The 13,483-nt window shown below is 39.2% G+C and carries 18 protein-coding genes; 8 read left to right on the top strand and 10 right to left on the bottom strand.

All coding sequences use genetic code 11. The annotated features are described in order from the left end of the window. Nucleotides 1-108: 108 nt before the first annotated feature. The 4 genes from AAEU29_RS09210 to AAEU29_RS09195 form a co-directional block, all read right to left on the bottom strand. Nucleotides 109-1,584, bottom strand: coding sequence for a sensor histidine kinase (locus AAEU29_RS09210; RefSeq protein ID WP_421973041.1), 1,476 nt, complete (start codon nt 1,582-1,584; stop codon nt 109-111). Next, entirely contained in the window at nt 1,581-2,318 is a 738-nt protein-coding gene (locus AAEU29_RS09205; protein WP_394224856.1) for a response regulator transcription factor, read from the bottom strand. Before AAEU29_RS09205 ends, AAEU29_RS09210 begins: the two co-directional genes overlap by 4 nt. 128 nt (nt 2,319-2,446) lie before the next feature. Continuing rightward, entirely contained in the window at nt 2,447-3,157 is a 711-nt protein-coding gene (locus AAEU29_RS09200) for a spondin domain-containing protein (protein ID WP_421973040.1), read from the bottom strand. A 12-nt stretch (nt 3,158-3,169) separates the two neighbouring features. Beyond that, nucleotides 3,170-3,874, bottom strand: a complete 705-nt coding sequence (locus AAEU29_RS09195) for a spondin domain-containing protein (RefSeq protein ID WP_421973039.1) — start codon at nt 3,872-3,874, stop codon at nt 3,170-3,172. Nucleotides 3,875-4,104: 230 nt separating this feature from the next. On the opposite strand from AAEU29_RS09195, the gene AAEU29_RS09190 reads away from it, so the two are divergent. Both AAEU29_RS09190 and AAEU29_RS09185 read left to right on the top strand, forming a co-directional pair. Then, nucleotides 4,105-4,440, top strand: coding sequence for a DUF2834 domain-containing protein (locus AAEU29_RS09190; RefSeq protein WP_421973038.1), 336 nt, complete (start codon nt 4,105-4,107; stop codon nt 4,438-4,440). 9 nt (nt 4,441-4,449) lie between these two features. Beyond that, on the top strand, nt 4,450-5,064 hold the full coding sequence (locus AAEU29_RS09185) for a LysE family translocator (RefSeq protein WP_421973037.1): 615 nt from the start codon (nt 4,450-4,452) through the stop codon (nt 5,062-5,064). Here the strand turns inward: AAEU29_RS09185 and AAEU29_RS09180 are convergent. Next, nucleotides 5,059-5,958, bottom strand: coding sequence for a LysR family transcriptional regulator (locus AAEU29_RS09180; protein WP_421973036.1), 900 nt, complete (start codon nt 5,956-5,958; stop codon nt 5,059-5,061). The genes AAEU29_RS09185 and AAEU29_RS09180 overlap by 6 nt on opposite strands. Before the next feature lie 105 nt (nt 5,959-6,063). Between AAEU29_RS09180 and AAEU29_RS09175 the strand changes: the two genes are divergently transcribed. After that, nucleotides 6,064-6,567: a lactoylglutathione lyase family protein gene (locus AAEU29_RS09175; RefSeq protein WP_274763398.1), complete on the top strand. Its 504-nt coding sequence runs from the start codon at nt 6,064-6,066 to the stop codon at nt 6,565-6,567. A 258-nt stretch (nt 6,568-6,825) separates the two neighbouring features. Here AAEU29_RS09175 and bla read toward each other — a convergent pair whose 3' ends face one another. The 4 genes from bla to AAEU29_RS09155 form a co-directional block, all read right to left on the bottom strand. After that, nucleotides 6,826-7,545, bottom strand: coding sequence for a subclass B1 metallo-beta-lactamase (bla, locus tag AAEU29_RS09170; protein ID WP_421973035.1), 720 nt, complete (start codon nt 7,543-7,545; stop codon nt 6,826-6,828). Nucleotides 7,546-7,695: 150 nt separating this feature from the next. Continuing rightward, nucleotides 7,696-8,475 carry a substrate-binding periplasmic protein gene (locus AAEU29_RS09165; protein ID WP_421973034.1) on the bottom strand — a complete coding sequence of 260 codons (780 nt, stop codon included), beginning with the start codon at nt 8,473-8,475 and terminating at the stop codon, nt 7,696-7,698. A gap of 227 nt (nt 8,476-8,702) precedes the next feature. After that, nucleotides 8,703-9,134 carry an ATP-dependent zinc protease family protein gene (locus AAEU29_RS09160; RefSeq protein WP_421973033.1) on the bottom strand — a complete coding sequence of 144 codons (432 nt, stop codon included), beginning with the start codon at nt 9,132-9,134 and terminating at the stop codon, nt 8,703-8,705. Between the two features lie 237 nt (nt 9,135-9,371). After that, nucleotides 9,372-9,740, bottom strand: a complete 369-nt coding sequence (locus tag AAEU29_RS09155; protein ID WP_421973032.1) for a winged helix-turn-helix transcriptional regulator — start codon at nt 9,738-9,740, stop codon at nt 9,372-9,374. Nucleotides 9,741-9,858: 118 nt separating this feature from the next. Here AAEU29_RS09155 and AAEU29_RS09150 point away from each other — a divergent pair, with 118 nt between their 5' ends. The 4 genes from AAEU29_RS09150 to AAEU29_RS09135 all read left to right on the top strand — a co-directional run bounded on the left by AAEU29_RS09150 (nt 9,859) and on the right by AAEU29_RS09135 (nt 12,194). Next, nucleotides 9,859-10,440 (top strand): NAD(P)H-dependent oxidoreductase, encoded by a 582-nt coding sequence (locus tag AAEU29_RS09150; RefSeq protein WP_421973031.1) that lies wholly within the window; start codon nt 9,859-9,861, stop codon nt 10,438-10,440. Nucleotides 10,441-10,451: 11 nt separating this feature from the next. Next, nucleotides 10,452-10,994 carry a redoxin domain-containing protein gene (locus AAEU29_RS09145; RefSeq protein WP_421973030.1) on the top strand — a complete coding sequence of 181 codons (543 nt, stop codon included), beginning with the start codon at nt 10,452-10,454 and terminating at the stop codon, nt 10,992-10,994. Between the two features lie 464 nt (nt 10,995-11,458). Continuing rightward, nucleotides 11,459-11,668 (top strand): cold-shock protein, encoded by a 210-nt coding sequence (locus AAEU29_RS09140; protein ID WP_040134885.1) that lies wholly within the window; start codon nt 11,459-11,461, stop codon nt 11,666-11,668. Between the two features lie 127 nt (nt 11,669-11,795). Beyond that, complete coding sequence (locus AAEU29_RS09135) at nt 11,796-12,194, top strand: hypothetical protein (RefSeq protein ID WP_421973029.1); 399 nt, start codon at nt 11,796-11,798, stop codon at nt 12,192-12,194. A gap of 26 nt (nt 12,195-12,220) precedes the next feature. Here AAEU29_RS09135 and AAEU29_RS09130 read toward each other — a convergent pair whose 3' ends face one another. Beyond that, nucleotides 12,221-12,676 (bottom strand): HPP family protein, encoded by a 456-nt coding sequence (locus AAEU29_RS09130; RefSeq protein ID WP_421973028.1) that lies wholly within the window; start codon nt 12,674-12,676, stop codon nt 12,221-12,223. Nucleotides 12,677-12,782: 106 nt separating this feature from the next. Between AAEU29_RS09130 and AAEU29_RS09125 the strand changes: the two genes are divergently transcribed. Further along, nucleotides 12,783-13,331 (top strand): TetR/AcrR family transcriptional regulator, encoded by a 549-nt coding sequence (locus AAEU29_RS09125; RefSeq protein ID WP_421973027.1) that lies wholly within the window; start codon nt 12,783-12,785, stop codon nt 13,329-13,331. Nucleotides 13,332-13,483: the final 152 nt, after the last annotated feature.

The following is a 13,483-nucleotide window of genomic DNA, read 5'->3' as shown; positions in this document are numbered from 1 at the left end:
AATTCAAGAGGTGGAACTCTAACATACCCGTTTTAAGAGTTGCATAATTGTTTTAATAATTAAGGGCTAATTAGCGAACATCCGTGTTCCACTAATACCTGACGAACATTAAACCGGTTTGGAAGGGCGTAAAGTAAATGCGAATTCAGTGCCTTTACCAAGTTCACTTTTTACTTTGATGTCGGATTTAATCAGCTGAATTAAACGGTTTGTTATTGCAAGCCCTAGCCCTGCGTGCGATTTTTTACAGCCTAAACTGTTACTTGCACGGTATCGCGCTTCAAAAATATAGGGTAAATCTTCGCCGCTAATACCCACGCCGGTATCGGCAACAACAATTTTGTACTGCTGCGACTCTAAAACAACCTTGATACTGATCGTTCCACCTTGATTAGTATGACGCAGCGCATTTTCGATTAGATTGGTTAAAATACGCTCTAATTTTGCGATGTCTGAATAAACACTAAAATCGCATTCTTTTGGATGCACTTTTAATTGAATGCCTGCTTTTTCAGCGCGTAGGGCGAATTTTGCCATCACATCGTAAATCAGCTCACCTAAGTTGAATACTTCCAGATTAATATTGGTTTGGCCGGATTCAAGATGAGCGAGTTCAAAAATTTGATCGATCAAGGCTTTTAATTGGCCGCAATTTTTAAGCGTTACATTTAAATAATGTGCAGCTTTTTCATTAGCATTGGGCGTTTCTTTATTGAGTAACTCTAAATAGCCTTGCAGTGAGGCAAGTGGCGTGCGTAAATCGTGAGATAAATGCGCAAGTAGTTCTCGGCGCTGCTCATCAAGTGCTGTTAGCTGCATCATTTGCCGATTGATGGTGATAAGCATGCGATTGACCGCCGCACCTAATTGATGGATTTCATTATTTTGTTCTGGCCAATCTAATAAAGGCAATTCTGAAATATCAAATTCGGTTTTATCTACTTTTTGAATAAAACTACTTAAGGTTCTGAGTGGTTTAGTAATAGTGCGAAATACCACCAGCATGCTAAAAAGCAAAAAACCTAAACCTAGTACTAACCAAATACTGCTTACTAGAATTTGCTCTGAGCTTTTAATCGACGCAAAAATAGAATCATAAATCGACGAGCCAATAATCACGTACAAGTAACCTTGTAGAGTATCGCCGTTATACACAGGGGCCACTGAAAAAATCTTTTTGTGGTCAAAATTGCGCGGATCATCACCGTAAATGGGTAAATTAGATTGATCTTCAATTAAGGTAACAAGCGGCGCTAAGTCGATAAACTGGCGTTTAACTTGCCCTGGTTTGGCTGAAAACGTCAGTAACTTTCCACTCGGGTCAACAAAATAAAACTCAAACGCAGGGCCAAGTACCATTAAGGTATGGAATAAATTCTCTAATGCCTTGTAATCGTATACTCCTTGTTTTAACAGTGGATTATCATTGGCTAAATGTTCGGCCAAACCCAAATGCAGCGCTTGCTCTGCCTGTGCACGGCTTACTTGCGATACGTTTTGTGTCCACCATAAAAAAAGGCTGGCAGTAAGAATAAATATGCTCGCTAATGTAAGTGAGAGCTTGGTATACAGCGAGTTTTTCATAGTGCAGCAACAGCCAAAGACTTGGCATTGAGTTTGTAACCCACGCCCCAAACCGTTTCAATAACGTGTTGTTTAGCATGCTTTTCTAGCTTGCCTCGCAGCCTATTGATATGTGAGTTTACGGTATGTTCATAGCCACTATGGTCGTAGCCCCAAACTGACTCTAATAATTGGCTTCTTGAAAACACTTGATTTGGGTGTTTTGCAAAAAACACCATTAAGTCAAACTCGGTTGCGGTAAGCGGTAAGTCTTCCCCTTGAAAACGCACTTCATGACTAAAGGGGTCGATGTGTAGGGCACCAAAGTTAAGAATCTGCGGCTGCTCGCTGTTTTGCATGCTCTGTGCTTGGCTTTGCTGCAATAAGCGGATGTGCCTAATTTGCGTTTTGATACGCGCTTGAAATTCACGATAACTAAACGGTTTGCAAATATAGTCGTCTGCGCCCATTTCTAGGCCGATAATCCGATCCATTTCACTGCTTTTAGATGTGAGTAGTACCACGCTCACCTCGGGCATTTTGGTTTTTATTTCGCGGCATAAGGTTAGCCCGTCTACTGTGGGTAACATTATATCCAGTAAGATAATTTGATAATCTTGCTTTGCTAATTGGGCCAGTGCCGCTTCACCAGTTGTAACATGATCGACATGCAAGTTAAGTTCATTTAAATGAACCTGAAGTAACCCCGCAATATCTTGATCATCTTCAACAATCAGTACCGAGTGTTGCATCATCACACCTCTGCTTATTAGAGAAATAAGATAGGCCGACGATGACAACAACAAGGCAATCCTTAGTTGGCGTGCAAATACAATGTGGGTGTTTTCACACGCCTTGCTAAGGTGTAAAACAAATCGCCGGCCTATTTAACGCGTGTTACGGTGACAGCCAATAGCGGGTTGTCGAATTTGTGAAGGCTGGTTAATACCGAAGTACTCAGCCCATCATCTTGTCCAACAACCCCAGGATGCATCGCAACTTTATTTATTTCTTCGCGTGCACTGTTAAAGCCTTCACCTCCGTCAGCAGGCCCCGGTATGGTACCTGGCGCTTCAGAGTTGGCTTCTGTGCCCGCATCATAAGCAAAGGTTTTATAGTACTGCATATCCCCTACACTCATTGAAGAAACATCTATGGCATTAAGACCGGTAAAGCCATCATTTGTATTCACCATCATCGAAATTAATGATAATTTTTGACCTTCCAGCATCTCGCTTGTGAGCATTAGCTCAACTTTTTGCCCCGGCATTAATACTGCGTCACTTGATGTGCTTGCGTTCACCACATCTAATGCCAAAAGGCCCGAGTTATCACCGGATTCAGCCAGTACTTCGAGTGGCTCAGATGCTATTTCACCAATTTGCCAAAATTGACCAGAGGTATGTAAAGCACTGCCTAGCGGCGACATCGGTTGTGCCTGCGTTAAATTCACAGCAGTTACCATAAATTCATAGGTCATTGTGGTTGGCGGCGTGACTACTGGTGGCTCAACCGTCATTTTGTCGTTATCGTCGTCTCCACAGGCAACAAGCGCTAAACATGCTGCTGGGATCAAAATTTTACTAAGTCTCATAATGACCCCCAATTACTTCACAGTGACTGTTACTTTCGCAACTGGGTTTAACCAGCGGTGAACTGTGTTATGTAAGTCACTACTACCACCATAAGCATTGTCATCTCCAAGGCTTCCACGGTGAACATGGACCATTTTATTCTCTTCGCTAGTGGTAACGCCTGTGCCATTTTCGCCAGGAGCTACCCCAGGAGACGCAGGAATACCAAGCTCACCCGGTGCGCCAGATCCATTTTTTACTAACTCATTATTGGCTTCTGTGCCCGCATCGTAGGCATTTAAATAAATGGTGTAAGTACCCACTTCGCTTGGAATACTCCAGCTATTTAGGCCAACAAAGCCATCATTGGTTGGTAGCATCATACCGACAATTGATAATTGGGTATTGCCGTCGGTTGTCATTAAGTTGGTCATGGTACTCATGGCTGGGGCAAGTAAACCACCCGCTGGGTTTGCCATGGTATCTGCACCAATACCATTTACCATAGCAACAAGCCCATCTAAACTGCCGCCTTCAGCCATTGCTTGCAGTTCAGGTGAAGCCGCTTCACCTAATTTATATAACATGGCATCGCTCGAATGCGCCGTAACAAGTAACGGCGTGAAATAAATGCCTTGGGTTAAGTTAGTAATTTTTACATCTATATCTGCAGCATTTGCATTGCCCGCTGCAAGAAGTGCACTAGTAGCAAAAAGTGAAAGGATTTGTGTCTTCATAATTTGTTCTCGGTTGTTTTTGACCCTTTCACTATGAAAAACAAAGTTCTCAATGCCATCACCGAAATCTCACAAAATTATCACGATTTCATAAAAAATTTTAACTTGCGATAAATGAATAAGAATTGTTCAATTGAGCATTGGCAACCTATAAATTAACCTGTAACGCAAAATGCGCCTTGGCTAATATTGGTTATCGCACAAAACATGAAATGGATGTTCAACATAATATGAAGTATTTTTATCTCGCAGCTGCACTTTTAGGCAGCATTATTCCTTATGGTGCGTTTCTTCCTTGGGTCATTGAAAATGGCGCAAATCTACCTTTATTTGTTGAATCGGCAACGGCCAATCCCATTAGCCTATTCGCTTGGCTTGATGTGTTAATCGCCGCAATTACCTTAATTGTGTTTATTATTGTCGATGCAAAAACAAATAAAGTTGCGTATTGGTACTTAGCGCTTGTGGGCACATTATGTGTGGGCGTGTCATGTGGCTTACCACTTTATTTATATTTGCGTACTCGTGAGCAAAATAAGCGCTTAACTCACGCAAAGTCATTTTAAGGAATTTACATGGATTATTTGCTGGCAGTGACGCTTTTTGCAATTTCATCATCGGTTACACCGGGTCCTAACAATATTATGGTGATGACTTCTGGGGTAAATTTTGGTGTTCAAAAAAGCTTGCCACTGTTGTTAGGAATTTGTATTGGTTTTAGTTTAATGCTGCTGGTTGTAGGGTTTGGTTTTGCCCAGCTTTTTGCCCTTTACCCCACCTTGCATTTCATTATTAAATGCGTGGGCGTTGGCTATTTACTTTATTTAGCCTGGCTTATTGCAAGTAGCAGTTCAGGTGTTGAAAAGAGCCGTCAAGCAACGCCTTTTTCGTTTATGAAAGGTGCGCTGTTTCAATGGGTAAATGCCAAAGCATGGATTGTTGCAACAGGTGCCATAGCAGCGTTTACCTCAAGCGGTGACGACTTATTAACTCAGCAACTTATTATTTCACTGACATTTTTTATTGTGTCGTTTCCCTGTGTTGGTGTGTGGTTGTTATTTGGCTCTATGCTGCAAAACGCACTCAATAGCCAAAGCCACAGGCGCATATTTAATTTATCCATGGCTGGTCTATTGGTGTTATCGGTATTACCGGTAATGCACGAGATCATTTCCCTGTTACTTTCATAATACATCGGTTGAACCGTCAAAATGCTCACTTATCAAATCCATGACTAAATCGAAACGAGCAGGTAAGTCTCGCTGGTATTTTTTAACTAAATACCTTGGCTGTGAAATTGGTTTAGGTAATTCAAATTCACAAAGCACGTCTTTAAAAGGTGAATGTGCAATTGCTACTTGCGGTAAAACGGTAAATCCCAACCCTTTTGATACTGGTAACAGGATTTGATTTAGCTGGTTGATATAGCCGCTAATTGGCATAAATTCAATACTGCTAGGATGTTTATTAAGCTGAGTAAACACCATACTTAGGTAATGCTTGCCATCTGGGTGATTAATAAACCCGCGTTGGCATAAATCATCAAACGATGTAATCGTACCTTGCCAAGCTTTTGCCATCACCACAGAAATTTTTTCATGACTTAAGCGCGTTGCTGAAAACCCTTTATCAGCTGAATAGTGGTTAACAATGCCTAAATCAATTGAGCCTTGCTGAATGTGCTCTAAAATACGTTCGTTTGGTGCAATTTCAAGCTCGCACACCAGGTTTGGCAACTTAACTTGTAGTGCAATAAGCTTTTCATACAGAGATAATGCATTTGCGCCAGAGCATGCAATACGGCAGATACCACGGTGTTTATCATCAAAGCTAAGTTGCTCGAGTAAATCAATCTGCCCCTTAAACGTCGACAACGCATAGTCATATACCAACTTTCCTTGCTCGGTAATTTCAAATGCTTTGCCATAGCGCTTTATTAAGGCTTGGCCGCAATAACTCTCTAACTTTTGCAAATGTTGGCTAACACCCGGTTGTGTCATTGCTAATAAATCTGCGGTTTTAGTAAAACTTTTTGTCTCAACTAGCGTGATATAAGTTTTTAACCATATGTTATTTAACATCATAATTTTAAATTATAGATTTTCTAAAATTTTATAATTTCAATTAATTTAGTTTATTAACTAGGCTTAGCACAAGTAAATACTCTTGTTAAAAAAGGAAGAAGCACAATGTCACATACTTACCCAAGAAGTTTTTCGCACATTGGTATATCAGTGCCGGACCTAGAAGCCGCAGTAAAGTTCTATACTGAGGTGTTAGGTTGGTATTTGATTATGGAACCTACTGAAATTATTGAAGACGACTCGCCAATAGGCGAGATGTGTACCGATGTATTTGGTGCTGGCTGGCAGCGTTTTCGCATTGCCCATTTATCTACTGGTGACCGCATTGGTGTTGAATTATTTGAATTTAAAAACCAAGAAAACCCTGAAGATAACTTTGAGTACTGGAAAACAGGTATTTTCCACTTTTGTGTGCAAGACCCAGATGTAGAAGGGTTGGCTGAAAAAATTGTCGCCGCTGGCGGTAAAAAACGCATGGCAAAACCACGCTATTATTACCCAGGTGAAAAACCTTACCGTATGATTTACATGGAAGACCCATTTGGCAATATTTTAGAAATATACAGCCACAGCTACGAGCTACATTATGCAAGTGGCGCGTATAACTAAGCTAATTTGTAAAAACAAAACGCGCCATAGTTTTTAGTTAAACTATGGCGCAATTGATTTAACTTAAACTCGAGTTAAAAAGTTTGCGCAAAATCTGTAATGTAAAGATTATGTTGTTTTATACACTTGTGTTTTATTGTTTTTCTCAGTAACAAGGCCATTTGAGCGCAAATAACGAATCCATTGCAAACAAACTCAACACACTAATATGTAAAAGTAGCTGCGCTACAAAGTGACTTTTATTTTATCTCAGGTTATTTATCGTTCTTTAGACAGCGCTTTTTCTGCTAAATGCAAAGTGTGAGTTAGTAACTCTTTATTTCCCGCTTTACCATGCCCTGGTACCACTAATTTGATGTTAGGAAATTGCTTAAGCGTATTTTCAATTGATGTTGGCCACTTTGAAACAACCGCATCTTCAAGGTTGCCTAAATTTTTACTGTTAAGCCCCTTTACAAAACAACCACCAAAGAGCATTTGAGGCTTTTCAAGCCATACCACAACATTATCAGCGGTATGCCCACCACCAGGATAAAACACCTCTATTTTGTCTTTAAGAAGTGAAAACTTATTCTCTTCGATAATATGTGTTGCCGACAACCCTTTATGTTTTTCCAATAACTGATTCGTTTTTTTATAAGCATAAGTTGGAATATTTCGTTTGTTTAACGCATCAAGGCCACCGCTTGCATCTTGATGAAAATGCGTTACAACAGCCGCTTTAAGTGTAAAACCTTGCTCTTGTGTCCAATCAACTAACTTTTCAGTATCACTGTTAGACCATGGTGTATCAATAAAAAAAGCGTCTTTACCGTCAACCACAACTAAACCAGAAGCACCAACCATGCCCCACTTACCTACTTGCTCGTAGGAAACATGTTGGTAAATATTTTCGTCTATTGCTGTAACTGTTAACTCAAATTGTGCTGCGCTTGCCAGCATAGGTAATGCGAGCAAAGAGTAAAAGATGTGTTTCATATCAATTTAATGCTTTTAGTAGCTAACTAGATACCTAAATTAAAGTAATTTAAGTGTTTAAAAATAATAGGGTATATAAGTTGGGGGAACATTAGCAAGAAAATTAAACACTCACACGATGGCATAGGAATAAAGTTAGCTTACCCAATACTAGAAGTTAATACCGTTTGGTGAAATCGTATTGATGGCATCATTCATAGCATCAATAAACGCTTGATTTGAAAACCCATGTTTTTGAAAATCTCTTGCATAACCAATATGTGCAGACTGCGACGAAATAACTTCTTTCACCACAAAGTCACGCTTAAATTGCGTGTGGTAATGACTTAACACATCGCTAAGGGTAATCAAGGTCGATGTTTCATCATTTATGTAACAATCAATGCGACGTTTTATAAGCTTTTCTACATTACTTGCAGTACTTTTATTGGTCGCCAAAATAATACGCCGTTTACTTACTGCCGATTTATATTTGTCATTAAGTAGTAAGTACCCAGCATTAATCCCTAACTTGAGTGCAGGGCGAGCTTTAGGCCCAAGACTAAAAGCATGCTCTAAAGACACATCCTTATGACAAAACACCACGACTTTTTCTATGCCAATCGAACTTGAATAATGGGCTATAAAAGGCCTACTTTTGTGGTGAATATAAGGGGGTATAAGGGCAAATTCTTCACCACTTTCAATTAACTTTAAAGCGCGTTTCCAAGGTAGTGGCATTACACTTATGGTGTAATCATCTTGCAAGTGGTGTGAAAGTCTCTTCAAGTAATCAATATAGATCCCTTTTAAAACACCATTTTCTACATAACTGTAAGGAGGGTAATCATCATCTGCCAGAATACGAACCTCTACTGGGCTGTTGGCAAAGCATTTAGTAGATAATATGAAATAGCAAAAAAGATAGCTTAAAGCACGTACAAGCCTCATTTACATTGCCTTGTAAATTCAAGCAAATCCCATTGCTTAAAGGCAAATTTAGCGTTGCTACCGTGCTTTACCATTGATCACCATGTTAAAAATTACTTTTAGCTTTAACAGTAGCTTAGAAGATAAACAATTTCCTTTAATCAAGGTACATTATTGTTGAATGATGATATTTTTAGCGAGACCTATCAATTTACCATTAACTATAAAAAATTTCGCGACAATACGCCTCAGTCACACGATGTCAAAAACACAGCGGCAGGATCAATATAAAACTTTTCCCCCATAGCTTGGCGACCAAGTAACATTAAATAAGTCATATCAGAGCGATCTGTTAAAGTGATCTCGATTGGCCAGCTTAAATCGCCTAACTTTGCTCGCGTTATGATGACAAAACGCTGCTCCCTCACCCCATTCGAAGATTTAATCTTGCGTTGATCTTTTATTACTGCTTGGCAGCGTACTTTTGCAGCAACATTATGAAGTTCTGGATGTAAATCAAAGGCAACCGCAGGTTTGCCTGAAATGGTAATGCGTTCAACATTATCAACATGCAGTGACGATGTTTGTGCACCCGAATCAATGCGCACAGGCATTTGAAAAATACCAAATTCAGGCAAATCAATGTTTTCCAAACGACCAATAATAATTCTATTTTCCACGGATGAATGTTCTCTAAGACGTGCTCGAAATTAACAGCAATCACACAAGATATGACTGAGTTTCGAATAAATGAGGTGGTTTTATGGCGCGCAATTTAATTGGCTCGGAATTAAAAATACAACGAATTATTTTTGGCTTAGTAATAGATATTTTTTATCGTAAAAGATACCTATTACCAAACCTTATTTGAAGGTGTAATTGTCAAACGTAAGCTAAGGTACAAAATGCCATTTAAGTTATTTATTTAACTCAATATCGTTAGACTCTGACCACACACGTAATGATTCAAGAATACCAAGTGCAGAGCGACCAAACGCCGTTAACTCATAAGTAACCGCAACTGGGCGCTCATTAATCACTTTACGAAGAACCATGCCTTCTTGCTCTAGCTCTTTTAAGCGTTGATCAACCATTTTTTTAGTTGCCCCGCCTAACATTCTTACTAAATCATTAAAGCGAACAGGCTCATCTTTTAAATGATAAATAATTGATCCTTTCCATTTACCGCCAATCAATCGCATTCCTTTTTCAATGGCGCAAGGTTCATCACACACATTAAAAACTTTTTTTCGTCCCTTAGCGTCTGTTTTTACATAACTTTCCACTAAAAAAGGTCCTCATTAAACTAGGTTACTAAAAGTATACTAATTGTAAAAGCACACTAGGTTCCTAAAATATACCTCAAATACAGTTTTGATGAAAGCAACCACAGGAAAGTAAATTATGAGCAATATTTTAATTATTAATGGCCATCAGTATTACACTTTTTCAGAAGGCAAACTCAACGCAACATTGGTTGACTCTGCAGTCACATTACTTAACCAAAAAGGACACAACACCAGAGTCGTAACAATGCAAGACGAAATCAATGTCGAGCAAGAACTCGAAAACCATCAATGGGCAGACGTGGTTATCTTTCAGTCACCAATTAATTGGATGGGTGTAACTTGGTCATTCAAAAAATACATGGATGAAGTGTACACAGCAGGTATGGGTGGTGCATTGTGTAATGGTGATGGTAGAACAGCCGAAGAGCCTAAAATAAATTATGGCCGTGGCGGCACGCTAACAGGCACAAAATACATGATGTCAGTCACATTCAATGCGCCTGAAGAGTCGTTCAACAAACCAGATGAATTTTTTAACGGTAAATCGGTAGATGATCTGCTCTTTCCAATGCATATGAATTTTAAGTTTTTTGATATGCAAGCCTTGCCAACATTTGCTTGTTTTGATGTGATGAAAAACGCAGATGTAGAAAACGATTTAAAACGCTTTGCTGCACACATCAACAAACATTTTTAATGGAGTAAATCATGTCTTTTGAATACACACAAAAATTACATGCTGGAACAGAGTTTCCTAAATTTAATGCAACACTTCTGTCTGACGAAATTGTTGAAATTGGCTCACCTAAAGCAGGTCATGATTGGCAATTGGTGTTGGTTTATCGTGGTCTCCACTGCCCACTTTGCACTAAGTACCTTAATCAATTAAGCACGTTTAAGCAGAAGTTATCTGAAATTGGTGTCGATATTGTTGCTATTTCAGGTGACAGTACAGAACAACTCACAGCCCATTTAGAACAGCTAACAGTAAACTTTCCAATTGCCTACGGTTTAACCACCGAGCAAATGAATACCCTTGGTCTTTACATCTCAGAACCACGTTCAGAGCAAGAAACCGACCATCCGTTTGCAGAGCCCGGATTATTTGTGGTTAATGCAAAAGGCGAGATACAAGTTGTGGATATCTCAAATAATCCATTTGTGCGTCCTGAACTTGAAGCATTAGTAAATGGTTTAGCGTGGATCCGCAATCCAGATAACAACTACCCAATTAGAGGTATGCATCGTTAACAGTGAAACACGACCATGCTTTGTGAAAATCAAACACGCTGTTTTCAAAGCACGCAATAAACTCAATGGACTTAACAACCAAAAGTTAAGTCCATCACTCTAACCAAATACAAATAGCCCCCCTATGATTATGCAGAAAATCTGATTAATCGCTTATTCTTCAATTGATTAATAAAAAATGTAAAACAGCGCCTCAACTATCATGAAAAATTGAAACTGTTTACTTAACAAACAAATTTTGAGTAAAAACTTCCCAATTTTGTCATTAAATTATCATTGACTTTGACTTGCATGACAGTTAACTTGACTTTGTAGCTAATAAGTTGAGTTACAGTATTATTTCTTCATTTCGCCGAATTTGATGTACGACGTCCTGTAGTCACTAACACTTTGCTTTATTTTGACGCTATTCACGCTCATTATGAGCAATTGTTACACCCAAATTTATATACTGGATTTATATCATGTCAGAAAAAGTAAACGGCACTGTTAAGTGGTTCAACGAATCAAAAGGTTTTGGCTTTATCGAGCAATCATCAGGCCCAGACGTATTTGTACACTTTAGTGCTATTACTGGTGACGGCTTCCGTACCCTTACTGAAGGTCAGAAAGTTGAGTTCACTGTAACGACAGGTCAAAAAGGACCTCAAGCTGAAAACCTAGTGGTTTTATAAGCAAATATTCCGGAGGCAAGTAATCAACTTGCCTCAGCTCTACGCTCTCCACATCTAAAACCAATTGCTAACTGCACATTACTTTTAAATCCGTTACACTTAATATTATTTCTGTTTTAATTTGCTTATGAAGTTCAAGGCTAGCAACCGTCATGGTACATGTGAAGTCGCTTTAATTGGTGAGCGTATTATTTCGGCTGCATTTATCGGTAGCTTTAATGACAAAGGCGTACAACACTATGCAAATGAAATTAAGCGCCTAGTAAGCACTTTTCAAAATCAACCTTTTGCCATGTTAATTAATAACCTTGAAGTAGAAGGTGGTACGCCAGAAGCATACCAAACCCTCGATAACTACAATGAGTGGTTAAATCAGCAAGCAATTGTTGCAAAAGCTTTTATTATTGATAACAACGTCACCAAACAAATCTTACTAGCGCGTACACCGGCACTTAAAAAGCAAAATATCGCATTTTTTGAAAACCCAACCGACGCAACAATTTGGCTTAAACAACAACTCTCTTAAAGCGCAGACCTTTCGCTGATTTTTGCTTAAACTGGTTTTAGCATTCGCTTTTGTAATTTTTGCATCATTTTACCAGTCAAAACTAATGCAACTGCGCCAATTAACACGGGAGTAATTAAGTAGCTCCACCCCTGCCCTGCAAGCATAATTAAAATTGGATTGGCTCCCGCTGGCGGGTGAGTCGTTTTAGTAAGCAACATTGCAGTCACAGCACAACCCGTTGCTAGCGCTAAAGTGAACGGCGACACACCAATATATAAAGTAAATGCAATACCAATAGACGCCGTAATTAAGTGTCCTCCAATTACATTCTTTGCTTGTGCAAGTGGGCTTTCGGGTACGCCAAATACCAGTACTGCAGTTGCACCAAATGGTGCCATCAAAAGCGCCACATTGGTCAATGACGCATCCACATAAGACAGCATACCGATAGCCAAAAACGCACCTAACCCAGCCAAACTTGCGATATAAATTCCGTTCATTGTAACTCCAAAACAAAAGTAGACCACTCTGTCTACTTTTTCATGGTAGACAAAACGGTCTACTTTTGTCAATATACTTTTCAGACAAAGCCATACAAAGATAAATATGACAAAAAAACGTCAACTACTGATTGATACCGCCTTATCACTTTTTTATAAACAAGGTATTCATGCCATTGGTATCAACGAAATACTAGCTGTTTCAGGGGTAGCGAAACGTACGATGTACAGCCACTTTGCAAGCAAAGACGAGCTATTAAAAGCCGCATTACAGATTCGTCATGCTTCCTTTATGGCGTGGCTCCATGAAAAGTTAAGTGATGTCAATTCCAACCAGCAGTTAATCACTCAGCTATTTAACGCGCTTGCAAGCTGGTTTAATCACAAAGAACCAAGCTTAGGCGATTTTAGAGGCTGCTTCTTTATTAATACTTCAGCAGAATTTAGTGATGAAACGTGTGAAATTTATGCTCTTTGCCAACAACATAAAGCACAAGTAAGAGCGCTAATTGAAAGTAAACTGCACCAAAGTAACCCGCTCTTACTCGATGCTATTTGCATAATGAAAGAAGGAGCCATTGTGACAGCTCAGGTATCAGGTTATCACCCCAAACACCTTGAAGCCTGTATTAAAACACTACAAGATTTAAGCTAGCACTCATCGAAAAGCACAAAAAAGCTTTTTTCCAAATTGTTAAATTACAACGCTTGCCACTACTACCCTTTAAAAATGGATTAAAAACAATTTAATCAATATTTTATAAAATGCAGGCCAGTTTACCCATCATACCTATCTAATTCGCAATC

The organism is Pseudoalteromonas aquimarina (assembly GCF_049257255.1).
GTDB lineage: Bacteria > Pseudomonadota > Gammaproteobacteria > Enterobacterales > Alteromonadaceae > Pseudoalteromonas.
The sequence above is the reverse complement of the archived record's forward strand: the minus strand, read 5'-3'. Positions and strand labels throughout refer to the sequence as shown.

Coding starts and splice junctions, on each gene's coding strand:
- AAEU29_RS09210 (WP_421973041.1), bottom strand. CDS start 1,584: ATGAAAAACTCGCTGTATACCAAGCTCTCACTTACATTAGCGAGCATA.
- AAEU29_RS09205 (WP_394224856.1), bottom strand. CDS start 2,318: ATGATGCAACACTCGGTACTGATTGTTGAAGATGATCAAGATATTGCG.
- AAEU29_RS09200 (WP_421973040.1), bottom strand. CDS start 3,157: ATGAGACTTAGTAAAATTTTGATCCCAGCAGCATGTTTAGCGCTTGTT.
- AAEU29_RS09195 (WP_421973039.1), bottom strand. CDS start 3,874: ATGAAGACACAAATCCTTTCACTTTTTGCTACTAGTGCACTTCTTGCA.
- AAEU29_RS09190 (WP_421973038.1), top strand. CDS start 4,105: ATGAAGTATTTTTATCTCGCAGCTGCACTTTTAGGCAGCATTATTCCT.
- AAEU29_RS09185 (WP_421973037.1), top strand. CDS start 4,450: ATGGATTATTTGCTGGCAGTGACGCTTTTTGCAATTTCATCATCGGTT.
- AAEU29_RS09180 (WP_421973036.1), bottom strand. CDS start 5,958: ATGATGTTAAATAACATATGGTTAAAAACTTATATCACGCTAGTTGAG.
- AAEU29_RS09175 (WP_274763398.1), top strand. CDS start 6,064: ATGTCACATACTTACCCAAGAAGTTTTTCGCACATTGGTATATCAGTG.
- bla (WP_421973035.1), bottom strand. CDS start 7,545: ATGAAACACATCTTTTACTCTTTGCTCGCATTACCTATGCTGGCAAGC.
- AAEU29_RS09165 (WP_421973034.1), bottom strand. CDS start 8,475: ATGAGGCTTGTACGTGCTTTAAGCTATCTTTTTTGCTATTTCATATTA.
- AAEU29_RS09150 (WP_421973031.1), top strand. CDS start 9,859: ATGAGCAATATTTTAATTATTAATGGCCATCAGTATTACACTTTTTCA.
- AAEU29_RS09145 (WP_421973030.1), top strand. CDS start 10,452: ATGTCTTTTGAATACACACAAAAATTACATGCTGGAACAGAGTTTCCT.
- AAEU29_RS09140 (WP_040134885.1), top strand. CDS start 11,459: ATGTCAGAAAAAGTAAACGGCACTGTTAAGTGGTTCAACGAATCAAAA.
- AAEU29_RS09135 (WP_421973029.1), top strand. CDS start 11,796: ATGAAGTTCAAGGCTAGCAACCGTCATGGTACATGTGAAGTCGCTTTA.
- AAEU29_RS09130 (WP_421973028.1), bottom strand. CDS start 12,676: ATGAACGGAATTTATATCGCAAGTTTGGCTGGGTTAGGTGCGTTTTTG.
- AAEU29_RS09125 (WP_421973027.1), top strand. CDS start 12,783: ATGACAAAAAAACGTCAACTACTGATTGATACCGCCTTATCACTTTTT.